Source organism: Paenibacillus sp. PAMC 26794 (genome assembly GCF_000316035.1).
In the GTDB taxonomy this organism is placed as follows: domain Bacteria; phylum Bacillota; class Bacilli; order Paenibacillales; family Paenibacillaceae; genus Paenibacillus.
In genome coordinates this window covers 1-24,083 of sequence record NZ_ANHX01000076.1, presented here as the reverse complement: position 1 = coordinate 24,083, position 24,083 = coordinate 1, and the positions used below count along the sequence as shown (strand labels likewise).

Genomic DNA, 24,083 nt, shown 5'->3' with positions numbered 1-24,083 from the left:
GCATCGTTCTTGGAATAAGTTTTGCCTTTCATAACGCTTCCTGTCATGCAACATCGAACGCATATCCATCTATCTATACATATAATCTATGATCGCTGTGACCCAGGATCGGATACTTCTATTCTATCATCTTTTCTATCATAATCCTATGATTACCTATTCTTTAAACTCTGCTAATTTTCCTGCTTTTTCTTTGTGAATATTGAAAATATGACGACTTGTACACATTGAATTCCTGAAAATGTTCCTGAGCTACTGTGCATAAAATTCATCATTACAGGGTTCTTTAAGACATATGTAATACAGAGTATCTGTAATGTTAATCCAGTCCTCCATTTCAGAAAACAAAAAAAAGAGAATGTTTCACGTGAAACATTCTCTTTATCTATGTCTAAAATTCTATTTTGTTTTGACTGATTTCAAAACCATCCAGCAACTATATCAGCGGAGTCTTCATTGGAGTACCTGGTTTGCGCGGATATTTATATGGTGTCTTATCAAATTTTTGAATCAGAATGATATGACGCTCTGATTCTTCAACCGGCAGCTGGAATGGATGAACAGCCTTAACCCGTCCTTTCAGCTGATTGAAGCTGAACTCCGCTTCCTTCATTTCTTCACGCGGATCTCCACCCTTCATGGCAGCGAATATTCCACTTTTACGAACAAAAGGAAGACAGAATTCATTTAGCACAGCCAGCTTGGCTACTGCACGCGCCGTAACGAGATCGTAGCTGTCACGATACCCTTCTTTGCGTCCAATCTCTTCAGCACGTCCATGGACCAACTCCACGTCTGTCAGGCCAAGGATATCTACCACATGCTGTAGGAAGCCAATCCGTTTATTTAATGAATCAATGATCGTCAGCTTAATGTGCGGGAAACAGATTTTCAGTGGCAATCCAGGAAAACCCGCTCCAGATCCAATGTCAGCAAACTTATTCACTTTGGTCATGTCTGTATAAAAGGCCAGCGATACCGAATCATAGAAATGCTTGGTATACACTTGCTCACGATCCGTAATTCCGGTCAGATTCATCTTTTCATTCCAGGATACCAGCTCCTGATAATACAGTTCGAATTGCTCCAATTGGAGTTCTCCCAGCTCTAATCCATGTTTCTTTAAGCGCCGCTGCAGTTGCTGTTGAATATCGTCCATTATTGTCCCCTTGCTGCGGTTACACGGTTATAATGCTCCAGGTAGACCAGCAGAATGGAGATGTCGGCAGGAGTAACCCCAGCAATACGAGAAGCCTGACCAATCGAGATTGGACGAATCGTAGCAAGCTTCTGCTTGGCTTCCATAGCAAGACCATGAATCTCATCATATACGATGGTGTCCGGGATTTTCTTTTTCTCCATCTTTTGCAAACGTTCCACGTGGATCAATTGTTTCTCAATATAACCCGCATATTTAATTTGTATTTCGACTTGTTCTTTCATATCTGCTGTCAGTTCTACCTCAGATGGTGAGATCTGTTCAATCAGTTCATACCCTAGCTCCGGGCGACGCAGCAAGGTAAGCAACGTACTACCATCCTGAATAGGTGTAGATCCGTACTCTTCCAACTTGGCATTCACTTCAACCGGGCGAGCTTTAGCCACTTTCAGACGCGCGACTTCCTGCTCGACTTTCGCCTTTTTATCCAGGAATTTGGCATAACGATCTTCAGGGATCAGGCCAATATCATGTCCGATTTCCGTTAAACGCATATCTGCATTATCATGACGAAGCAACAAACGATACTCGGCACGTGAAGTCAGCAGACGATACGGTTCATTTGTACCCTTTGTTACCAGATCATCAATCAGCACGCCAATATAACCTTGGGAACGATCCAGTATTACCGGCTCTTTCCCCTGTACTTTGAGTGCAGCGTTGATTCCAGCCATAACACCTTGTCCTGCTGCTTCTTCATAGCCGGAGGTACCATTAATCTGACCCGCCGTAAACAGACCTGGTAGACGTTTAGTTTCCAGTGAAGGCCACAATTGTGTAGGCACCATCGCATCGTATTCAATCGCATAACCATTACGCATCATTTCCACTTTTTCCATACCTGGAATTGAACGCAGCATAGCCAGTTGAACGTCTTCTGGCATACTCGTAGACAACCCCTGTACGTAATACTCGGATGTGTTCTTGCCTTCCGGCTCCAGGAAAATCTGATGTTTCGGTTTGTCGCTGAAACGAACAATTTTATCTTCAATGGAAGGGCAATAGCGTGGTCCGGTTCCTTCAATAAGACCCGAGAACATCGGAGCACGATGCAGATTATCATTAATAATCTGATGTGTTTCCACAGATGTATACGTCAACCAGCAAGGCAGTTGCTCATTATCGGAAGATTCTGTCTCATAGGAAAAGAACTTCGGCTTGTCATCTCCAGGCTGAATTTCGGTTTTGCTAAAATCAATCGTATCCTTATGCACACGTGGTGGTGTACCTGTTTTGAAACGAACCAGATCAAAGCCCAGTTCACGCAGATTCTCTGACAATTTAAGAGAGGGTTGTTGATTGTTTGGTCCACTCTCATACATCAACTCACCCATGATCACTTTGCCGCGCAAGTATGTGCCTGTTGTCAGAACGACTGCTTTGGCCCGATACTCTGTTCCGGTCTGAGTCACAACTCCTACACACTTTCCGTCTTCAACGATCAGGCGATCAACCATACCTTGACGCATCGTCAAATTACGTTCATTCTCCATCGTTTCCTTCATTTTATGCTGGTATGAGAATTTATCTGCCTGAGCACGAAGCGCGTGAACAGCAGGTCCTTTACCTGTATTAAGCATCCGCATCTGAATAAAGGTTTTATCGATATTCCGTCCCATTTCTCCACCAAGTGCATCAATCTCACGGACAACATGTCCTTTAGCCGGTCCCCCAATAGATGGGTTACAAGGCATAAAGGCCACCATGTCCAGATTGATCGTAATCATTAGTGTTTTGGACCCCATACGAGCTGCGGCCAGCGCGGATTCCACACCAGCATGTCCTGCACCAACGACGATTACATCATAACTGCCGCCATCAAAAGCCATTCCCGTTTACCTCCTTATTCCGCTGCATTTGGTGTAACTCACACAGGCGGATCACGTTCTACAATCATGAAACTACTTCTAACCGTTCATCGGAACTTGCATTCCTATCTATATGAAACCAACACGTAATGGCTACAACATCATTCCATCCTTTGACAACAGGCAGAAATTGTACCTTTCTATCATACACTACGATCTAAGTCAATCGGCAGTATATTATTTTTACTTTCCTAGACAGAACTGGGAGAAAATCTGATCAATTAATGCATCATGTGCTGTATCTCCAACAATCTCGCCCAAATGCTCCCACGCCAAACGAACATCAATCTGAATCATATCGATCGGAATGAACTGTTCTGCTGCTTCATAGGCATCAACCAGGGACTGCTTCGCTTTTTTGAGCAAAGCAATATGACGCACATTACTGACATAGGTCAGGTCTGCGGACTCCAGTTTACCACTGAAGAATAGCGTAGAGATGGCATCTTCCAGCCGATCCACACCCAGATCATCTTTCACTGACATCGGCACAAGCCGTTCTTCCGGAATGTAACGAAGCAGCACGTCACGTTCTACCTGTGGCGTTAAGTCCATTTTATTCATAATGATTATCGATTGTCTACCGCGGATTTGTTCCAATAATTCAATCTCATCGGGATGAAGTGGCTCAGCAGCATTCACAACCATCAGGATCAGATCGGCTTCACTTACCGCAGAACGAGAACGTTCTACCCCGATCTTCTCTACAACGTCCATCGTTTCCCGTATTCCTGCCGTATCAAGCAACTTGAGCGGGATATTATTAATCGTAATAAACTCTTCAATTACATCACGAGTTGTTCCTGGAATGTCCGTGACGATAGCTCGATTATCTTGAGCCAGTGTATTCATCAATGAGGATTTACCCACGTTAGGTCTTCCAACGATAGCCGTCGTGATACCTTCTCGCAGGATCTTACCTTGCTCTGCTGTAGTCAGCAATTTATCAATTTCAGTCATAACCTGACTAGACTTTTCTTTAATAAAATCAGACGTTAACGACTCCACATCATGCTCGGGATAATCGATATTCACTTCAATATGAGCCAGTGTTTCCACCAATGTATATCGTAGATCACGCAGTTTGGAAGAAAGTTTGCCTTCAACCTGTTTCAATGCAACCGAGAAAGCCCGGTCCGATTTGGAACGAATAAGATCCATGACACCTTCAGCCTGAGACAGGTCAATCCGCCCATTAAGGAAAGCACGCTTCGTGAACTCACCAGGTTCAGCCAGACGAATATCAAGCTGCAACAACAGGTCCATGACCCGTTTTACAGACACTACACCGCCATGCGCACTGATCTCCACCACATCTTCTGTTGTGAACGAGCGTGGTGCTCGCATGACTGTTACCAGCACTTCCTCGATCTTCTCCCCATTAACAGGATCTATGATATGACCATAATGAACCGTATGAGATGCTGCATGAGTTAAAGGGGTTTTGCTGCGAAAAATCTTTTCCGTCTCCGACACTGCTTCCGGGCCGCTGACCCGGATCACGGCGATACCCGCCTCTCCGACAGCCGTTGATATCGCTGTGATCGTATCACTGATCATGGTTATCTCTCCTTGCTCTATTTTAAAATTGCCGCCCCTCGGGGGACGCCATATCCATTTTCAAATCTATTAATGATATATCATATGACATGTCACTTATCGTATTAAGTTCACTCTTTACTTGTTCTAAGCACCTTATCAAATTGCTTCTGTACGAAAAAAGCAATGGCTTCTGCACCGGGCAGGAAGCCATTGCGTCTTCAATTTCGTGTTATTTCGTCGTAATAACCACACGCCGATTAGGCTCCTCGCCCTTACTTAACGTCTTAATCTGCGGGTGATTTTGCAGTTTTGCATGGATGACTTTTCGTTCGAGCGGAGGCATTGGTTCCAGTACAACTTCCTTACCGGTACGGATTGCTTGTCCAGCCAACCGTTCAGCCAGATCCTCCAGTGTCTTCCGCCGACGTTGACGGAAATTCTCCGCGTCGAGCACAATTCGAACGAAGCTTTCCGAATATCGGTTCGCTACAATGTTCGTTAGATACTGAAGCGCATCCAGCGTCTGTCCACGTCTGCCAATAATCATGCCCAGATCTTCGCCGGCAATATTGAAGATATGTCCATCCCGCTGTTTTTTGATATGCACTTCAACATCCAGTCCCATACCTGCTGCGACCTCTTTCAAGAAAGCAGCCGCTTCTTCATAGGGATTTTTAGCTGCGACATCCTCAAGTAATGCATCTACTTCAGGTTTGTATGCAGCTGGTTTGATCGGCTGTGGAACAACTTCCGGTACAGGCAATAATTTCACTTCAACTTTGGCCGCCCTCACCCCGAACAAACCCAGGAATCCTTTTGACGGCTGCTCTAACACTTGTATCTCGACCTTGTCCCGACTTACGCCAAGCTCGGTCAATCCTTGGTTTACAGCATCTTCAACGGTTTTTCCTGACGTAATGACTTTGGTCATTTCGATTTTTTGGCCCCTTTCGACCCTTTTCCAGAGACGGTCGCTTTGCCACCGTTTTTGCGTTTAGCTCCATTTTTGGAAGAGCTATTCTGCTTCACGTTGACCTCAGCCACGATTTTATCATTATTCCGGTAAAGGAAATAGTTTTGCACGATCGTGTAGATGTTACTGTAGAACCAGTACAGCGGAAGCGCTGACGGGAACTGATAAGACATCACGAAGATCAAAATCGGGTACACCCACAGCATAAACTGCATCGGTCCCACTTGCTGTGCAGGGTTCATACGCATCATCATCCATGTTTGAATGAATGTTGTAATAGCGGCCAGCACTGGCAAAATAAACAGGTGATCGGGTGATCCGAGCTGGAGCCACAAGAAATCATGCGTTCTCAGACTGGAGTTTCCGTAAATTGAGTTATAAAGTGCGATGTAAATCGGCATCTGAATGATAAGTGGCAGACAACCGGCCATCGGATTAACTTTGTTCTCCTGGAACAACTTCATCGTTTCTTGCTGAACTTTCTCAGGTGTATCTTTAAACTTGGCTTGAATCTCCTTCAGCTGCGGCTGAATTGCCTGCATAGCTTTGGAGCTACGGACTTGTTTCATTGTTAATGGTAAAATCAATGTCCGTACAATAAGCACCATCACGAGGACGGCCAGTCCATATTCACCGTTGAACCAGTTGGCGAATGTATCGAGCGCCAGTGAGAACCAGTAAATAACATTAGCTTGCCAAAAAGAATCACTATTCTTCAGATCTTCCGTTGTAACCCCGGCTCCTTGTGGAGTACATCCGGCGAGTACAGTGACCATTGCAATGACTGCAATGAGGAGAATCCACTTCCCCTTTGATGTCTTCAATCGCGACACTTCATAACCCCTCTCTTAACCAATCCATTCCATCGTAAAATCATACCATAATTAGGAGGACAAATAAACCGAAGCTTACCGCTTGCCCGACTTCAAAAGAGAGCCCTTACGCATCGCGTGTAGCAGGCTTTTTTCCATTTCCTTATAGGGCATGTCCAGTGCACCTTTTCTGACGATAAAAATCAGATCCATCTGCGTGACGATCTCATGCTCATGATGACGAACAATTTCCTTAATCATGCGTCTCATCCGGTTGCGTACGACAGCGTTTCCGATTTTCTTGCTGCATGATACGCCCACTCGAAATTGTTCCGTATCTTTACGGCGGCAGCCATACACCACGAATTGATGATTGGCAAACGATTTTCCATACCGGTATACGCGGCTAAAATCCGCCCGGTTTCGTAGACGCAGTCTTTTATACACGGCGCTTCTCCTTGCTGTTCTCCACCAATGTTATTGACGGAGGCCTCATTACTGATTTAGTATAGGCTTTCTTGAATGACGGTAAACCGTCTTGGCGACAACTTCATTTGGATGATTGTTGGCCAGCTACTTAAACTGAGCAAACAATCATCCCGGATGATTGTTGAACGGTTACTTGAATAAACGTTCATCATTATATAAGGTAAGTTTTCGAAAAATGGAAAACTCACTCAACATACATCGTGTATATTCAGCACTTTTTCGCAGACCATTCAGACCTGATCTGTAGCAGCATCCAGTCTGATTTGAGCTAATTAAGAAAAAAAAGACCACCTCGGTGGTCTTCAATGCATTAAGCACTCAGGTTTTTACGGCCTTTAAGGCGACGTGCGGCCAAAATTTTACGGCCGTTGCTCGTGCTCATTCTTTTCCGGAAACCATGAACTTTTTTACGTTTGCTAACGTTCGGTTTGAATGTAGGTCTCAATGTATTGCACCTCCTCACAAGGAAATACTTATGTGATGAATCACTTTCATCTTCACAGAAAACACCTTTATATATTTAACCATGACCACCTGGAAAAGTCAACTGCAAGGCGCAAGGCTTCTCCCTCTTTTATATACGCTCTCCATCCCACCCATAGTAATGACCACAGTCCGTTCACTTCAACACCATGATCAAGCCCCGAAGAGAGTCCTGAAAGTTATCCCCAGACCCTGATCAGATCACCATATTTCAGCGTTTTTAGTTATCCACACCCTCCAATACCTGTTATCTCCTTCATTACATCCTGTTTAAAGTTATTCACATGTGGATAATGATTATAAGCTATTAATATCGTCGAATTCTATTCAGGTTGTATCCGCTTCAATTAAGGTTTACAAGCTTTTGAGAAAGGTGTAGGATAAAAATCACATCTTGTATACAAGTAGTCCTTTGAAAAAAACAATTAGCCGTTAGCTTGTAGCTACAGACTATGGATTGAACTGAATGTCCAGTCCGCAAAATAGTTATGCTATGATCAGTAATGAACTGATTACTTATTAATAGGAGCGTTAGCCATATGTTATTTCCTTCTTCCTGGCTCCAAGGAGCTTCCCGTGGTGAAGCTATTGCCTGCGAATTAAGGCTGCGGATCATTAGCGGTACCCTTCGTCCTGGAGAAATTTTGTCGGAAAATCGAATTGCGGCTGATTTTGACAGCAGTCGTTCACCTGTCCGTGAAGCGTTACGAACATTGTCTAATGAAGGTCTTATTCGACTTGAACGTATGGGTGTCGTTGTCATTGGACTACGAATCAAGGATGTCGAAGAATTGTATGATGTCCGTTTCCTGATTGAAAGTTTTGTGCAGCAGCGACTTGCTGGTGATGTCCCAGAATCATTAATCACCCAGTTGCGTAACGTGATCGACAAAATGCAACTTGCTGGACGGCATCAGGACGCCGTCGAATTCGCCTATCAGGATCTCGTTTTCCACGAAACCATCATTGAAGCTGCCCAGCATTCCCGTATTTCACATCTATGGAAGAGTATTCGATATGTTGTGATGACCGTTATGCTGCTCACGACGCGCAGAGTATTTGTTCAAGGCGAGCAGAAAGTAAGCGCTGTAATTGAGAAACATCGTTTGCTCGTTGAAGCACTTGAATCAGGTGACAAGATGCTCATTCAGGCTGGAGTCCGCACGTATTTTCAAGATTCCGGCAAAACCCTGCACGAAAGCTTTGATTCCTAATCGGTGCAAGGCGTTTGCAATCATATCCGTCGTGAATGATTGCAGCTTAACTTGTCGACAAGTATACAAAATGCGATTTTGTTTCAAATTTGGGATGATAAAACTACATTTTTCGCCAACACCTCTTCTTCAGTATGGGCACAACTTTAATTGTTGACGATAATTTCACTTGTAAGCGTTCTATATCAGAAATAAAGGAGCACACAACATCATGAGCACTCTTTTTGGACTATCCCACAACGCAACATTATTAGTTTGGACGTTAATTGCGATCGTTTTTCTGATCGTTTTGATCTCCAAGTATAAATGGAATCCCTTTATCACCCTGCTGTTGTCCGCATTAATGCTCGGTTTGCTTACAGGCATGAAACCTGCCGATGTGATCTCTTCCATTACCGGGGGACTTGGAGGCACACTTGGAACCATCGCAATTGTTATTGCTCTCGGTACAATGCTTGGTAAGATGATGGCCGAATCTGGCGGTGCCGAGCGCATTGCAACTACATTGGTTGATCGGTTTGGTGTGAAACGTGTGCACTGGGCCATGATGATTGTTGGATTTATCGTTGGTATTCCCGTTTTCTTCGAAGTTGGCTTGATTTTGATGATCCCCATCATTTTTACCGTTGCACGTAAAACCAACATGTCTTTGCTGCAGATTGGTATTCCCATTTTGGCGGGTCTGTCGACTGTACACGGTTTGGTTCCACCACACCCGGCGCCAATGATAGCAATTGAAGCCTTCAGCGCGGATCTGGGTAAAACCATTTTGTACTCTCTTATTGTTGGTATTCCTACAGCGATTATTGCAGGTCCCGTATGAGCGTTTCCCAGACATTGAAAACGTGGACCGTTATGGAAACACTATTGTCCGTAGTCGGACTGATCTTTATTTTGCTCCTGAGTACAGTGGTATAAATGGACTCTCTATAGTAGAAAGAAATTAAATCTCATCGCTTTCTGGAGAAAGAAGGATTAAATACATGAACAACTATATGATTGGGATCGATATTGGTACCACCAGTACCAAATCCGTGTTATTTACCGAGCAAGGCTCCGTCGTCAGTACCTCAACGCAGGAATATCCTTTGTACACCCCTGCACCCGATGTTGCCGAACAGGACCCTGAAGAGATTGTGCAAGCAGCCCTCCGCTCTGTGCAAGGAGTCATGGATCAGAGTGGTGTTGCTGCCGAGCAGATCCTGTTTGTATCCTGCAGCTCGGCTATGCATAGTGTCATTGCCATGGGACAGGATAACAAACCCTTAACCCGTTGCATCACCTGGGCGGATAATCGAAGTGCAGCTTGGTCTGCCCAGCTGCAAGAGAATGGATTGGGCCATCGCATCTACCTGCGCACAGGTACACCGATCCATCCCATGTCACCGCTGACCAAATTAATGTGGCTGCGCCACGATGAACCTGAACTTTTTGAGCGCACCGCCAAATTTATTTCGATTAAAGAATATCTATTCTTCCGTCTATTCGGACAATATGTCGTCGACCATTCCATCGCATCCTGCACAGGTTTGCTCAATCTGGAACAACTGGACTGGGACGCAGAGGCCCTTGAGATTGCAGGCATTACACCCGACCATCTCTCGAAGCTCGTACCTACAACACATATATTAGAAGGAATGAATCACGAATCGGCTGAAAAAATGGCTCTCTCCCCCTCCACGCCCTTTGTTATTGGCGCAAGTGATGGGGTTTTATCCAATCTCGGCGTAAACGCCATTGAACCTGGTGTTGTCGCAGCAACCATCGGAACCAGCGGGGCCATTCGCACTGTCGTGGACCGTCCGGTTACCGATCCCAAAGGTCGAACCTTCTGTTATGCCCTCACAGAGAATCTTTGGGTCATTGGTGGACCTGTGAATAACGGTGGCATGCTGTTTCGTTGGGTACGGGATGAATTCGCCGCGTCTGAAGTGGAGACAGCGAAGCGACTCGGCATCAATTCCTATGATGTTCTGACCAAAATTGCCGAACGTGTCCGGCCGGGATCGGAAGGACTTCTGTTTCATCCGTACCTTTCGGGCGAACGTGCCCCTTTATGGAATCCGGATGCCCGTGGTTCCTTTTTTGGCTTAACACTCCATCACCAGAAAGAGCATATGATCCGTGCTGTCCTGGAAGGGGTTATTTTCAACCTATATACGGTACTGCTCGCCATGGAAGAACAGATTGGGCAACCTACCTCCATTCAAGCCACAGGTGGGTTCGCCCGTTCTCCTCTCTGGCGCCAGATGATGTCCGATATCTTCAATCAGGAAGTGGTTGTACCCGAGAGCTTCGAGAGTTCCTGTCTGGGTGCCGTCGTGCTTGGTTTGTACGCTACAGGGCGGATCCAATCGCTTCATGCCGTTTCTTCCATGGTGGGTACAACGCATCGGCATACCCCTGTCAAAGAGAATGCTGTACTCTACCAAGAGCTGCTGCCCATCTTTATTCGGATCTCTCGCAAACTGGAAGAGGAATACGCAGATATCGCTGAATTCCAGCGTAAGATGTCCCTTCCCCGTCTCTAAATCATCAATCCATACTACGTCTCTGCACCAAAAAAAGAGGGTGTCCCCTGAAACCAAAAATCGGTTTCAGGGGACACCCTCTTTTGATATAAATTCATAAAATGTCCTTTGGATTCATATCATACATTCATATACTTCAACCTCCATATTCGAGCATCAGCTTACCTCTTGTTCCTGATAATTTAGATTACATATGTCTCAAAATGAAGTCATCCATGTCCATTATTCTTATACATTGCCATCACAGAATTATCATCTGCTCAGAAAACACACCACTGATCTTATTCAATTAAAGGCATGAGTTTACTCCCCTCTCCGTCTCCCATCCTGACACTGAATTCGTGGATTTCATCATCGTCCCATTGGCAAGAAAAACACGAGGGTGAGAGGTCACTCTTTTTCCGATCTCGATCATGCTTCATTTTCACTACACGGTTATCCACAGACAGGTTATTCACAAACCAAGAATACTTTCACACACAATTTGCATCATTTGACGGATAACCTGTGGATAAAAAATTTTTGGTTTTTGGGTCATTCTGTCGAAAGTTAAACAGTTTATAAACAATATATTGTGTTGTGACTAAAAATTATACACAAGTTATTGAATTTGTGGATAAAATCACACGATACGTTGAAATGCGAGGCTTCTTTTGCTATGATTGTATTACTTTTGGATGTGAATATGTGATCTGACTCATAATATTATCAACAGCCTGTGGATAAAGTTGTGAACAATTTTCAGTTGTTCAGACTTTTTTTGTTTTCGACCTGCGGGGGTTTGGGGATAAATTCAACAATATATCTCGTATTTCGACACTGCATCATGGCTTAAGCCACACTTGGAACATGTAAAAGGAGTGACAGTCTGTGGACAGCCATACTTCTGATTTATGGCAGCAAATTTTATCAATTATACAAAACAAACTCAGCAAACCCAGCTTTGACACCTGGTTCAAAGCAACCAAAGCAACCAAGCTGAATGACCGTTCAATCGTCATTTCCGCTCCAACCACGTTTGCCGTCGAATGGCTGGAGAGCCGTTACACCAAATTGGTTGGCTCGACGGTATACGAGCTGCTTGGCAAACAAGTCGATGTGAAATTTGTCATCGAAGAGAACAAACCTGCTGAACCGGACCCACAACAGCCGGCGCCAACGCCGACTGTTGTAAAGGAAGAAGCGGTGCTTAGCATGTTGAATCCGAAATATACGTTCGATACATTTGTCATCGGGCCGGGCAACCGTTTTGCCCATGCCGCATCGCTGGCGGTCGCTGAAGCGCCCGCCAAAGCTTACAATCCTCTCTTTCTGTATGGAGGAGTAGGACTCGGTAAAACTCACTTGATGCATGCGATCGGACATTATGTTCTGGAGCATGATCCGGGCAGCAAAGTCGTTTATTTGTCGTCTGAGAAATTCACAAACGAATTCATTAACTCGATCCGTGACAACCGCGGGGAAAGCTTCCGTAACAAATACCGGAGCGTCGACATTCTGCTCATTGATGATATTCAGTTCTTGGCGGGAAAAGAATCGACACAAGAGGAATTTTTCCATACGTTTAATGCGCTGCATGAGGAACGGAAACAGATTATCATCTCCAGCGACAGACCACCGAAGGAAATTCCGACACTGGAAGAACGACTTCGTTCTCGCTTTGAATGGGGGTTAATTACGGATATCCAGCCTCCAGATTTGGAGACACGGATCGCTATTTTGCGTAAAAAGGCACGTGCGGAGAACCTGGATATTCCGAATGAAGCGATGATGTACATTGCCAACCAGATTGACACCAACATACGTGAACTGGAAGGTGCCCTGATTCGGGTCGTTGCTTATTCTTCGCTGACTAATCAAGATGTAACCACTCATCTGGCAGCTGAAGCACTGAAGGACATCATTCCTTCCAGTCGTCCCAAAATGATCACTATTCATGACATCCAACAAAAGGTCGGCGAGTATTATAGCCTTAAGCTTGAAGATTTCAAAGCACGGAAACGGACCAAGGCAGTTGCCTTCCCAAGACAGATTGCCATGTATCTCTCTCGTGAACTGACAGACTTTTCTCTGCCCAAAATCGGAGAAGCATTCGGAGGACGAGATCACACCACTGTCATACATGCGCACGAAAAAATATCCCAAGCGATTAAAATCGATCAGGATCTCTATAAAGTTATCAACAACTTAACCGAAAAAATAAAGAATCCAACCTGAACAAGTCCCAAGCCTATGCACAACGTATACACATGTGGATAGGCTTGGGTGTACGGGTTTATACCCACTTATCCACATATTCAGTGCCCCTATTACTATTATTACTAAAAAGATCTTAAAGATATCATCTCCAAAATAGCCATTTCGGAGCTTAGCCTTCGGCCTTCGAAAAACGCCTTTTAACACCCCAACACCCAAAAAATCAGCTAGGAGTGAAACCATGAAAATCAGCATAATGAAAAACTACTTAAACGATTCCATACAGCAAGTATCCAAAGCGATCTCGAGCCGTACAACGATTCCGATTCTGAGCGGTATCAAATTCGACGTGAATCATCAAGGTGTAACGTTGACAGCAAGTGACACCGATATATCCATTCAATCCTTCATCCCGCTTGAAGATGGAGATAAAAGCGTAGTTCAGGTAGATCAACCCGGCAGTGTAGTTTTGCCAGCCAAGTTTTTTGTGGAGATCATTAAGAAGCTGCCATCACAGGAAGTGCACATGGAAGTCAAAGAGAACTTCAACACCTTTATCTCCGCAGGTGCTACCGAGATTCAACTGGTAGGTCTTGATCCGGAAGAATTCCCGGTACTGCCAAGCATCGAAGAAAACCAAACGGTCTCCATTCCAGGAGATTTGCTGAAAAATATGATCAAACAAACCGTCTTCTCGATTTCCACACATGAGACTACTCCAATCCTGACAGGTGTACTCTGGAGTTTGGGTGACAACGAATTGAAATTTGTGGCAACAGACCGTCACCGTCTTGCTACTCGATCAGCAATGCTGGATAATGCAGAAGGTATCCGCTTCAACAACGTGGTCATTTCCGGTAAAACGCTGAACGAGCTCAGCAAAATCGTTCCGGATCAAAATACCCTTGTCGATATCGTTGTTGCAGATAATCAGGTCCTGTTCAAAATCGACCGTGTATTGTTCTACTCCCGTATTTTGGACGGAACATATCCGGATACTTCTAGAATTATTCCAACGTCATACAAAACAGAACTTGTTTTAGATACAAAAAAATTAAGCGAATCCATTGACCGGGCTTATTTGCTGTCGCGTGAAGAGAAAACAAACATCGTGCGTATGCAGACGATGGATTCAGGATCCGTTGAAATTTCTTCAAGCTCTTCCGAGCTAGGTAAAGTAAGAGAAGAAATCGAACCTGCCGAGTTTACAGGAGATCCGTTAAAAATCTCGTTCAACTCCAAATACATGCTGGATGTGCTGAAAGTTGTTGAAAGTGAGCAGCTGATGATCGCTTTTACAGGAGTCATGAGTCCAATTATCTTGAAACCGCTGGATGACAGTCACAGCCTTTACGTGATATTGCCATATCGGACGACCAACTAACGAAAGGAAGATCACAGTGAACCAAGTTACGATTCGTACGGAATATATTAAGCTTGATCAATTTTTGAAATTGGCTGATTGCATCCCAACTGGAGGTATGGCCAAAGCTCTGCTTCAGGAAGGTCTTGTACGTGTGAATAAAGAGCCTGAGGAACGCCGGGGACGTAAGTTATACCCTGGGGATATCGTTGAAGTGGACGGAGAAGGCACATACGAAGTTGCTGCAGAATAAGAAGACCAGTTCGATCCTGCTGCCTCCTGACGGACGGGATAAAAGGGAGGTTACCGCGTGTTTGTGAACAGCATTGATCTGCAGAATTTCCGCAATTATGAACATCTGAGACTGGATTCTTTTGGTCCCGTAAACTTGTTGATCGGGCAAAATGCCCAAGGCAAGACCAATCTTGCAGAGGCGATTTTTGTACTTGCACTCACCAAGAGCCACCGTACATCCCGTGACAAGGAGTTAATTCGTTTCGGTGAGGAACGTGCCAGACTTGCAGCAGAGGTCGACAAAAAGTACGGATCGGTCAAGCTTGAACTATCTTTGTCGCAACAAGGCAAAAAAGCAAAGATTAACGGCTTGGAGCAGCGCAAGTTAAGTGATTTTGTCGGAGCGCTCAATGTTGTGATGTTTGCACCGGAGGATCTGGAGATTGTAAAAGGCACACCGGGGGTCCGCCGCCGGTTTCTTGACATGGAGATCGGACAGGTTGCACCAGGCTACCTGTATCATCTGCAGCAATATCAAAAAGTGCTCGTCCAACGAAACAATTTACTTAAGCAGTTATGGGGAAAAGGGGCATCGGCCCAGACCATGCTTGAGGTGTGGAACGAACAACTGGTTGAGCATGGTGTTAAAATCGTCAAAAAAAGGAAACAATTCATAAAGAAACTGCAAAAGTGGGCAGAAACGATTCATCAGGGGATCACCGGAGGCGGAGAAGTCTTGCGGCTGGCCTACCTTCCTTCCTTCAGCGAAGCCGCTGAGGAAGATGAAGCTGTCTTAATGGACCAATTTATGATAAAATTATCACAAATGAAAGAGCAGGAGATTCGCCGAGGCACAACCCTTAGTGGGCCGCATCGGGATGACCTGTCCTTTTTCATTAACGATCGGGAAGTACAAACATATGGCTCGCAGGGGCAGCAGCGCACAACGGCGTTGTCCCTTAAACTTGCGGAAATTGAACTGATTCATGAAGAAATCGGAGAATATCCAGTTCTGTTGCTGGATGATGTTCTGTCCGAGCTGGACCCTTTTCGCCAGACGCAGCTGATCGAAACGTTCCAGAGCAAGGTGCAAACCTTTATTACGGCTACGGGGATTGAGAGCCTGAACGTTGACAAGCTCAAAGATGCCAGTATTTATCACGTTCATGCCGGACAGGTTGAACGCTAAGGAGTGAGGGCTTATGTACATTCATCTGGGCGGTGAGAAGATCATCCGTTCTTCCGAATTGGTCGCTATTTTTGATATATCGATTGAAAAATCCTCAAAGATCTCCAAGCAGTATGTCACGCATGCCGAGCAGGAAAAAACAGTGGAACACATCGGCGAAGAGGAAGCCAAGTCCATTGTGGTGACCAAAAACATTGTGTACTACTCGCCTATTTCCTCAGCCACGCTGAAGAAGCGGGCTCACATTTTTCCTGATCTCTAGCGTTGTGTGGCATAAAAGATGTCTCTTTTGCTGCTTGTCTTTAAATTTGGATAGCTGGCTGAAATGAAGGACGTTGCCTATTTCAGCAAACATTCTTAGTTAACGCATATTTACGATATTGAATCTATAGAAGTAGGTGAAAGCATGTCTATGAATCAACCGTCATATGGTGCAGATGAAATTCAGGTACTTGAAGGGCTGGAAGCCGTACGTAAACGACCGGGGATGTATATTGGTTCCACCAGTGCCAGAGGTCTGCATCATCTCGTTTGGGAAGTAGTGGACAACAGTATTGACGAAGCACTCGCAGGTTATTGTGATCATATCGAAGTTACTATTCATGAAGATAACAGCGTCACTGTAGTCGATAATGGGCGGGGGATTCCTGTCGGCGAACATGCCAAAATGAAACGTCCTGCGCTTGAGGTTGTTATGACTGTTCTGCATGCTGGTGGTAAATTTGGCGGTGGTGGGTACAAAGTATCCGGTGGTCTACATGGGGTAGGTGTATCGGTCGTCAATGCTCTATCAGCGAAAGTCATTGTTACAGTTAAGGTTGATGGCCAGGTGTATCAACAGGAATACCGCCGTGGTGTTCCACAATATGATCTGAGAACGATTGGTACAACAGAAGAAACGGGAACAACGGTTAGATTCCATCCAGATCCTGAAATTTTCACGGAAACAAGAGTGTTCGAATATGACATCTTGCTTGCCCGGATTCGTGAGCTGGCATTCCTGAACAAGGGCATCGGTCTTACATTGACGGATGAGCGTACCGGTGCAACCAACTCTTTCATGTACGAAGGCGGCATTATCGAATACGTCTCCTACCTGAACCAGAAGCGCGAAGTACTGCATGAGAATCCAATTTACGTTGAAGGTTCCAGAGATAACATCCAGGTGGAAGTTGCCCTGCAATACAATGACAACTACACCGAGAATATCTATTCCTTCGCGAACAATATCAACACGCATGAGGGCGGAACGCACGAATCAGGTTTCAAGAGTGCCCTTACACGGATCATCAATGACTATGCTCGTAAGGCGGGTGTAATCAAGGACAGCACGGGGAACCTTTCCGGAGATGACGTGCGTGAAGGTTTGACGGCCATTATTTCGGTCAAGATTCCGGAACCGCAATTTGAAGGACAGACGAAGACCAAGCTGGGAAACAGCGAAGTGCGTGGTATTGTCGAATCCTTGTTTGCCGAGAAGCTGCAGGAATTTCTGGAAGAGAATCCTTCCGTATCCCGTCGTATTTTGGAAAAAGGGCTGCAAGCAGCACGTGCGCGTGAGGCTGCCCGTAAAGCCCGTGAACTGACACGTCGTAAAGGTGCACTCGAAGTAAGCTCACTTCCAGGTAAACTGGCAGACTGTTCATCCAAGGATGCTTCAATCAGTGAATTGTACATCGTCGAAGGTGACTCTGCAGGCGGATCAGCGAAGCAAGGCCGGGATCGTCATTTCCAAGCGATTTTGCCGTTGCGTGGTAAGATTTTGAACGTGGAAAAAGCTCGTCTTGACCGGATATTGGGTAATGCCGAGATTAGAGCAATTATTACGGCGATGGGTACAGGTATTGGTGATGACTTCGATATTGCCAAAGCCCGTTATCACAAAATCATTTTGATGACCGATGCCGATGTCGATGGTGCTCATATCCGAACACTGTTGCTGACATTCCTGTATCGGTACATGCGTAAAATCATTGAGGCAGGCTATGTATATATTGCTCAGCCGCCATTGTTCAAGATTGAGCGTAACAAAGTGATTCGCTATGCCGGTTCCGAGAAAGAGCGTGATGAAATTATTGCTACGCTCGGCGAAAATGCGAAATTCAACATTCAGCGTTACAAAGGTCTCGGTGAGATGAATGCCGGACAATTATGGGAAACGACGATGGATCCGGAAAGCCGGGCCATGATGCAAGTGTCGATCAATGATGCCATACTTGCCGATACCATGTTCGACACCTTGATGGGGGATAACGTTGAACCGCGTCGTGACTTTATTCAGGAAAATGCGAAATACGTGAAAAACCTCGACATTTAACGATATTCGAAGAGGCGCCTGCGAGGGCGCCTTTTTATATTATTGGAATCACGAAATAGGAAGCAGTAGACTTTTGTATCCCTTTGTTATCGACGTACACGTTTTTTGGTAGACGAGGCCTGTGCTTTGGGGGATGGACGAGAACTCTTACTCTTTTTGGAGGGCAAACGACCGTACGCAATTGCATAGCGTTTGATCTTCCGGTACGTCTCCTTGTCCGGTAATAAGCCAAAGGCGTAAATGCCTGGCAGTGTGTTGACTTCAAGAATCCAGGGACGCCCTGCTTCGTCTAGCGCAATATCTATACCAATCTCTTTGAGTCTTGGAAATGATGTTTGCAATTGCACAGCGGTATGAACACCTAAGCGGTAAAGCTCAGTGCGAAGTTTTTTGAAGCCATCCTGGTGAAGATGGGGGAGTACGAGTTCTTCAAACGTGGCCAATCGCCCACCGCCATGAATGTTGGTGATGATTTTGCCTGGCGCAGCAACACGTCCCAGAATACCTGTTGTTTCCCAGTTGTGTTGCAGATTCTTCTGAGTTAACACACGCAAGTCAAAAGGCAAATCTCCATGCTTCATCAGCGAGATTCCCTGTTGAATGATATAATCACGTTCCTGAATGCGATCATTCAGTGCTCGTTCGAGTTCGTCCAGGGAATGAAATGATCTCTCCTCTGTACCGTATTGGAGTTGATATGTTGTTGTGAGATAGGTAGCTCTGGAGGTAACAGCACTTGCTTCGGGTTCATCAGCCAGGTTCCGATCATTGGTTTCTTCCGAAACCTCTGCATCTGTGGTGGAATCTTCGGAATTAACAATAGGTTCGTATAAACGGGTTGTTTTCACCCGCATAACGCCATTACCGTAAGTACCACGGTCCGGTTTGATATAGTTTGACTCAAATAATTCAGTCATTCGTTCCAAAGTTTGACGGCTATATTTTCGGGTCACTGGGATATATTCATTCACAATGCGACTGCGTTGTAACACAGCTGTTTTGGCCCATTTGCTGGAGACGCGTTGGATACCCAAGATTCATCAGTCCTTTCATGTTTTGTTCAGTTCTAAAGAGGGAAAGACACGGAGAAATCAAAGGACAAGAGACGATTTCAGTGGTATAATAGAGAAATATGGCGTTTTGTGCGATGAGCTGCACAATTTGCAGTTTGATCGTAGGACGGGAATGGCTTTAGCCTCGGTAGGCACAGTACATATGCCTTTTTTCTAGCATTGTATGTGCAATTGGGGAGGAAGGCAGGGCGTATCCCCAGACACGCAGAAGTTCCCGGAAGAAAGGCTATTGCCCAGCGGACGTTTAATTGTGTAACTTTTGTGAAAGTAATATAATAAAGAGTAGCGTTCTTGCGCGGTTTTAGCCTTGTTAGGCTTTTCACATATAATCAACTTTTTTGCATGACGGAATGGAACGTTTGTTGAAGGACAAGAAGGAGGTCCAGCATGGCGGAAGAAATGAACTCTCAGATTACAGATCGGGATATAGGCGTCGAGATGCGTGAATCGTTTATGGATTATGCGATGAGCATCATCGTTAGCCGTGCCTTACCTGACGTGCGTGATGGATTGAAGCCGGTTCACCGGCGTATTCTTTACGCGATGTCAGAGCTCGGCATGACACCCGATAAACCACATAAAAAATCAGCCAGAATCGTCGGCGAAGTTATCGGTAAGTATCACCCGCATGGTGACTCTGCCGTATACGAAACGATGGTACGGATGGCACAGGATTTCTCCCTGCGCTACATGCATATAGATGGGCATGGTAACTTTGGATCGGTCGATGGTGATATGGCAGCAGCTATGCGTTATACCGAGGCTCGTCTGTCCAAGATTGCAATGGAAATGCTCAGAGATATCAACAAGGATACGATTGACTTCCAGCCGAACTATGATGGTGAAGAACACGAACCAATCGTTCTGCCAGCTCGTTTCCCCAACTTGCTTGTGAATGGTGTCGGCGGGATCGCGGTAGGTATGGCAACCAATATACCTCCTCATAATCTGGGAGAGGTCATTGACGGCGTACAGGCGATGATTCAGAATCCCGAGATCACATCCATGGAATTAATGGATTACATTCAAGGGCCAGATTTCCCTACTTCCGGTTATATTTTGGGACGTTCAGGCATTCGCCAGGCGTATCAGACCGGACGCGGATCTGTAACAATGCGGGCCAAAACCAATATCGAAGAAAATAATAACAAGGCCCGTATTATCGTTACGGAACTCCCATATCAGGTGAACAAGGCGAGACTCGTTGAGAAAATTGCTGAGTTGGTACGTGATAAAAAAATTGATGGTATTACAGACCTTCGTGATGAGTCTGACCGTAACGGTATGCGGGTCGTGATTGAGCTCCGCAGAGACGTGAATCCGGGGGTTGTTCTGAACAACCTGTACAAGCATACATCGATGCAATCCACTTTTGGGATTAACATGCTTGCGATTGTTAATAAAGAACCTAAAATTCTGAACTTGCGTGAAGTGTTGTATCACTACCTGCAGCATCAGATTGAGGTTATTCGCAGACGTACGCAGTTTGATCTGAAGAAGGCTGAAGCTCGTGCACACATTCTGGAAGGCTTACGTATTGCGCTGGATCATATCGACGAAATTATTAAATTAATTCGTTCATCCAGCAATGCAGATGCAGCCAGAGAAGGGTTGATTGAGCGTTTTTCACTCAGTCATGATCAAGCTCAAGCCATTCTCGATATGCGTTTGCAACGCCTTACAGGTCTGGAACGGGAACGTATTGAGAATGAATATAACGAACTGATGGTTAAAATCAAGGAGTATCGTGAAATTCTGGGCAATGAGCATCTGGTGCTTGAGATAATCAGTACGGAGCTGCAAGAGATTCGCGATCGCTTTAGCGATGATCGCCGTACAGAGATCACTGTAGGTGAAGAAAGCATTCTGGATGAGGATCTGATTCCGCGTGAAGAGGTTATCATCACGATTACCCATACAGGCTACGTGAAACGTCTGCCAGTATCCACATATCGTAGCCAGAAACGCGGTGGACGTGGGGTTGTGGGAATGGATACGAAAGATACCGACTTTGTCGAGCATCTGTTTGTGACCAACTCTCACAACTACCTCATGTTCTTCACCGACAAAGGTAAAGTGTACCGTCTCAAAGCTTACGAGATTCCAGAGCTTGGACGTACCGCACGGGGAACGCCGATTATCAACCTGATCCAGATCGAGCAGGGCGAATCGGTCAATGCCGTAATTCCGGTTCAGGAATTCGAAAGTGACAGATACTTGTTCTTTGCTACCCGCCAAGGGGTTGTGAAGAAGACGCCACTTGAGGATTACACCAATATTCGTAAAGGTGGCTTGATCGGTATTTCCTTACGTGATGATGACGTTCTGATCGATGTTAAGCTGACCGATGGATTGCAAGAGATCATCATGGGTACAGCTCACGGAATGTCTATTCGATTCTCGGAAGGTAACGTACGTTCCATGGGACGTAGTGCAACCGGAGTTAAGGGGATTACATTGGATGAACAGGATGCTGTTATCGGCATGGATGTAGTTGATAAAGAGCTTGATGTTCTGATCGTTACAGCCAAAGGTTACGGTAAACGTACACCTGTCAGTGATTATCGGATGCAGACTCGTGGCGGTAAAGGGATCAAGACTATTAATGTCACAGAGAAGAACGGCTCAGTAGTCAGCCTCAAAATGGTTAAAACCGAAGAGGATCTGATGATTATCACGTCTAGCGGTACGTTGATCCGGATGAGCATGGAAGGCATATCCACTATGGGTCGATACACGCAGGGTGTGAAGCTGATTCATATTCGTGACGAGGATTCGGTAGCTACAGTCAGCCGAATTGACAAAAATGAAGAAGAACCAGACGATGAGTCACTTGAAGGCTTGGAAGGCGGGGAAACCCAAGCTCCTGCACTAAGCCTGGAAGAAGGCACCGTTTCTGACGCGGACGCTGATGCTGAAGTTGAGGACGACGATTCCGGTTCGGAAGCATAAGAATAGAATTTTATAAAGACTGATCTCTTTGAGATTGGAAGAAGATTGCGAGGGCTCCCACGGGGAGCCCTTTTGTTTGTATAAAGGAATCTCTTCTTTTTATTCTTCCGAATCTGGGATGTACAGCCTGATTCCTGAATAATATAATGGGAAATATCATGAAAAACCGGGACTATGGTCTTGTTTGTATTAACATAGAAGAACGATGAGTGAGGGGAATACACATGGGATTAATCACCCTGTCAAAAGTCAAACCAGGACTCAAACTTGGGAGTGATGTGCAAACACTTCGCGGCAACGTTCTGCTTCAGAAGGGAAAAGTCATTTTACCCAAGGATATGGAAGTGCTCAGAGCCTTTATGATTCAACAGGTAGATATTGAACAAGAAAGAATGGCGTCGAGTAGTACAGGAACCAAAGGTGCATCTGTGTCCGCAGGAAGTTCTGCCAATGACAACAATGGTGAACGGGCAGGGAAGACAGGGAACGTCACCACAACTCCTGTAGTAACGTCTTTGCAGGATGAGTATGAGAAGATGGTCGGACTAACGAAAAATGCTTTCCTGTCCTCTTTGGCGGCTGAATTACCGGTCTATGAGTTACGTACACAGTTGGAGGCTGTGTTTGCACATCTCAAACAATATAATGTGCTTACCTTCAGTCCACGAGTAATGCAAGAACATGATTATGTATATCACCATGCCGTACTGAGCGCGATCACATCCTATCAACTGGCTCAATGGATCGATCTCCCCTCCAAGGATTGGATGCAAGTTGCTTTTGCAGGTTTGTTCCATGATATTGGTAACAACAAGGTAGATCCGCAGATTCTCCATAAACCATCCACGTTGACGGCTACAGAGCAGGAAGAGATTCGTCAGCATACGAAGTATGGTTATCAGATCCTTAAACAGGCAAAGTCCATTAATGAGGGAGCCAGACTTGCAGCTTTGCAGCATCATGAAAAAGTGGATGGATCAGGCTACCCGTTGCAGCTTAGTGGGACGCAGATTCATATTTATGCCAAGATTGTAGCTATCGCTGATATTTTCCACGCCATGACGCTGGAGAAGATCTACCGCAAGGCACAATCACCATACCTAGTCCTAGAACAGATCCAAAGTGAGGCATTTGGGAAATTGGATCCTGCAATCGTAAGTGTATTTGTTCAACGGTCGACTCAGATTCATAATGGCATTCGAGTAAAACTCAGCAATAACCAAATTGGAGAGATCGTATTCTCTGATCGAGATCATCCTACACGGCCTATGGTGTCAGTAGAAGGAACCATCATTAACCTGATGCAGCAACGGCAGCTTCACATCCAAGAGGTTATCGGATAACAATAGATATTAAAGTAACTTGATGAGAGGGCCTTTCTTTTATAGAGAGGCCTTTTAAGTGAGATAAATGTGGTGGGAATGTAGATATACTACGAAGATTATAGAAAGATTTATAATTAATAAAAAAAAGACTTGCAATGTAAATCTGTACATGATATATTCTAAGTCCGGCCAAGAAAACACGGTTCACACGGTGCGGCAAGCAAATGAAATAAGCTTCGAAAGAAACTTAAAAAAAGAGCTTGCAAAGTTGGTTCGGATGTGGTAAGATATAAAAGTTGCTGA

The 24,083-nt window shown here is 45.2% G+C and carries 18 protein-coding genes and 1 pseudogene; 11 read left to right on the top strand and 8 right to left on the bottom strand.

Annotated elements, in window-relative coordinates:
- Window positions 1-436: 436 nt before the first annotated feature.
- The 7 genes from rsmG to rpmH form a co-directional block, all read right to left on the bottom strand.
- Window positions 437-1,159, bottom strand: coding sequence for a 16S rRNA (guanine(527)-N(7))-methyltransferase RsmG (gene rsmG, locus D829_RS0123810; protein WP_017691420.1), 723 nt, complete (start codon window positions 1,157-1,159; stop codon window positions 437-439).
- Entirely contained in the window at window positions 1,159-3,048 is a 1,890-nt protein-coding gene (mnmG, locus tag D829_RS0123805; RefSeq protein WP_017691419.1) for a tRNA uridine-5-carboxymethylaminomethyl(34) synthesis enzyme MnmG, read from the bottom strand. Before mnmG ends, rsmG begins: the two co-directional genes overlap by 1 nt.
- A 222-nt stretch (window positions 3,049-3,270) precedes the next feature.
- Complete coding sequence (gene mnmE, locus D829_RS0123800) at window positions 3,271-4,647, bottom strand: tRNA uridine-5-carboxymethylaminomethyl(34) synthesis GTPase MnmE (RefSeq protein ID WP_017691418.1); 1,377 nt, start codon at window positions 4,645-4,647, stop codon at window positions 3,271-3,273.
- A gap of 211 nt (window positions 4,648-4,858) precedes the next feature.
- Window positions 4,859-5,560, bottom strand: a complete 702-nt coding sequence (gene jag / locus D829_RS0123795; protein WP_017691417.1) for an RNA-binding cell elongation regulator Jag/EloR — start codon at window positions 5,558-5,560, stop codon at window positions 4,859-4,861.
- Window positions 5,557-6,435: a YidC/Oxa1 family membrane protein insertase gene (locus D829_RS0123790; RefSeq protein WP_017691416.1), complete on the bottom strand. Its 879-nt coding sequence runs from the start codon at window positions 6,433-6,435 to the stop codon at window positions 5,557-5,559. Before D829_RS0123790 ends, jag begins: the two co-directional genes overlap by 4 nt.
- Before the next feature lie 75 nt (window positions 6,436-6,510).
- The gene (gene rnpA, locus D829_RS0123785; protein WP_017691415.1) at window positions 6,511-6,861 is read right to left on the bottom strand and encodes a ribonuclease P protein component; all 351 of its coding nucleotides are present in this window, start codon (window positions 6,859-6,861) and stop codon (window positions 6,511-6,513) included.
- Between the two features lie 352 nt (window positions 6,862-7,213).
- Complete coding sequence (gene rpmH / locus D829_RS0123775) at window positions 7,214-7,348, bottom strand: 50S ribosomal protein L34 (protein WP_017691413.1); 135 nt, start codon at window positions 7,346-7,348, stop codon at window positions 7,214-7,216.
- A 577-nt stretch (window positions 7,349-7,925) separates the two neighbouring features.
- On the opposite strand from rpmH, the gene D829_RS0123770 reads away from it, so the two are divergent.
- The 9 genes and pseudogenes from D829_RS0123770 (at window position 7,926) to gyrB (ending at window position 18,430) form a co-directional block, all read left to right on the top strand.
- A complete protein-coding gene (locus tag D829_RS0123770) occupies window positions 7,926-8,600 on the top strand; it encodes a GntR family transcriptional regulator (protein ID WP_017691412.1) in 675 nt (224 codons plus the stop codon).
- A 211-nt stretch (window positions 8,601-8,811) separates the two neighbouring features.
- Window positions 8,812-9,420 (top strand): annotated as a pseudogene (locus tag D829_RS31755) (SLC13 family permease); the annotation flags it as partial.
- Window positions 9,421-9,583: 163 nt separating this feature from the next.
- Complete coding sequence (gene gntK / locus D829_RS0123760) at window positions 9,584-11,131, top strand: gluconokinase (RefSeq protein WP_017691410.1); 1,548 nt, start codon at window positions 9,584-9,586, stop codon at window positions 11,129-11,131.
- Between the two features lie 870 nt (window positions 11,132-12,001).
- Complete coding sequence (gene dnaA / locus D829_RS0123755; protein ID WP_017691409.1) at window positions 12,002-13,348, top strand: chromosomal replication initiator protein DnaA; 1,347 nt, start codon at window positions 12,002-12,004, stop codon at window positions 13,346-13,348.
- Between the two features lie 220 nt (window positions 13,349-13,568).
- Window positions 13,569-14,711 carry a DNA polymerase III subunit beta gene (gene dnaN / locus D829_RS0123750; protein WP_017691408.1) on the top strand — a complete coding sequence of 381 codons (1,143 nt, stop codon included), beginning with the start codon at window positions 13,569-13,571 and terminating at the stop codon, window positions 14,709-14,711.
- Window positions 14,712-14,727: 16 nt separating this feature from the next.
- Entirely contained in the window at window positions 14,728-14,943 is a 216-nt protein-coding gene (gene yaaA, locus D829_RS0123745; protein WP_017691407.1) for a S4 domain-containing protein YaaA, read from the top strand.
- 57 nt (window positions 14,944-15,000) lie between these two features.
- Window positions 15,001-16,113 carry a DNA replication/repair protein RecF gene (gene recF, locus D829_RS0123740; protein ID WP_017691406.1) on the top strand — a complete coding sequence of 371 codons (1,113 nt, stop codon included), beginning with the start codon at window positions 15,001-15,003 and terminating at the stop codon, window positions 16,111-16,113.
- Window positions 16,114-16,126: 13 nt separating this feature from the next.
- On the top strand, window positions 16,127-16,375 hold the full coding sequence (locus D829_RS0123735) for an extracellular matrix/biofilm biosynthesis regulator RemA family protein (RefSeq protein ID WP_017691405.1): 249 nt from the start codon (window positions 16,127-16,129) through the stop codon (window positions 16,373-16,375).
- 144 nt (window positions 16,376-16,519) lie between these two features.
- Window positions 16,520-18,430: a DNA topoisomerase (ATP-hydrolyzing) subunit B gene (gene gyrB, locus D829_RS0123730; protein ID WP_026081377.1), complete on the top strand. Its 1,911-nt coding sequence runs from the start codon at window positions 16,520-16,522 to the stop codon at window positions 18,428-18,430.
- 86 nt (window positions 18,431-18,516) lie between these two features.
- Here gyrB and D829_RS31750 read toward each other — a convergent pair whose 3' ends face one another.
- On the bottom strand, window positions 18,517-19,464 hold the full coding sequence (locus D829_RS31750) for a YheC/YheD family protein (protein ID WP_017691403.1): 948 nt from the start codon (window positions 19,462-19,464) through the stop codon (window positions 18,517-18,519).
- Window positions 19,465-19,890: 426 nt separating this feature from the next.
- Between D829_RS31750 and gyrA the strand changes: the two genes are divergently transcribed.
- Window positions 19,891-22,455, top strand: coding sequence for a DNA gyrase subunit A (gyrA, locus tag D829_RS0123720; protein ID WP_017691402.1), 2,565 nt, complete (start codon window positions 19,891-19,893; stop codon window positions 22,453-22,455).
- Window positions 22,456-22,679: 224 nt separating this feature from the next.
- Complete coding sequence (locus D829_RS0123715) at window positions 22,680-23,798, top strand: HD-GYP domain-containing protein (protein ID WP_017691401.1); 1,119 nt, start codon at window positions 22,680-22,682, stop codon at window positions 23,796-23,798.
- Window positions 23,799-24,083 lie beyond the last annotated feature (285 nt).

Excerpts from the sequence above, each read along its gene's own strand:
- jag (WP_017691417.1), bottom strand. The coding sequence starts at position 5,560 with ATGACCAAAGTCATTACGTCAGGAAAAACCGTTGAAGATGCTGTAAAC.
- mnmG (WP_017691419.1), bottom strand. The coding sequence starts at position 3,048 with ATGGCTTTTGATGGCGGCAGTTATGATGTAATCGTCGTTGGTGCAGGA.
- gyrB (WP_026081377.1), top strand. The coding sequence starts at position 16,520 with ATGTCTATGAATCAACCGTCATATGGTGCAGATGAAATTCAGGTACTT.
- gyrA (WP_017691402.1), top strand. The coding sequence starts at position 19,891 with ATGGCGGAAGAAATGAACTCTCAGATTACAGATCGGGATATAGGCGTC.
- D829_RS0123735 (WP_017691405.1), top strand. The coding sequence starts at position 16,127 with ATGTACATTCATCTGGGCGGTGAGAAGATCATCCGTTCTTCCGAATTG.
- dnaN (WP_017691408.1), top strand. The coding sequence starts at position 13,569 with ATGAAAATCAGCATAATGAAAAACTACTTAAACGATTCCATACAGCAA.
- rsmG (WP_017691420.1), bottom strand. The coding sequence starts at position 1,159 with ATGGACGATATTCAACAGCAACTGCAGCGGCGCTTAAAGAAACATGGA.
- D829_RS0123770 (WP_017691412.1), top strand. The coding sequence starts at position 7,926 with ATGTTATTTCCTTCTTCCTGGCTCCAAGGAGCTTCCCGTGGTGAAGCT.
- mnmE (WP_017691418.1), bottom strand. The coding sequence starts at position 4,647 with ATGATCAGTGATACGATCACAGCGATATCAACGGCTGTCGGAGAGGCG.
- D829_RS0123715 (WP_017691401.1), top strand. The coding sequence starts at position 22,680 with ATGGGATTAATCACCCTGTCAAAAGTCAAACCAGGACTCAAACTTGGG.
- gntK (WP_017691410.1), top strand. The coding sequence starts at position 9,584 with ATGAACAACTATATGATTGGGATCGATATTGGTACCACCAGTACCAAA.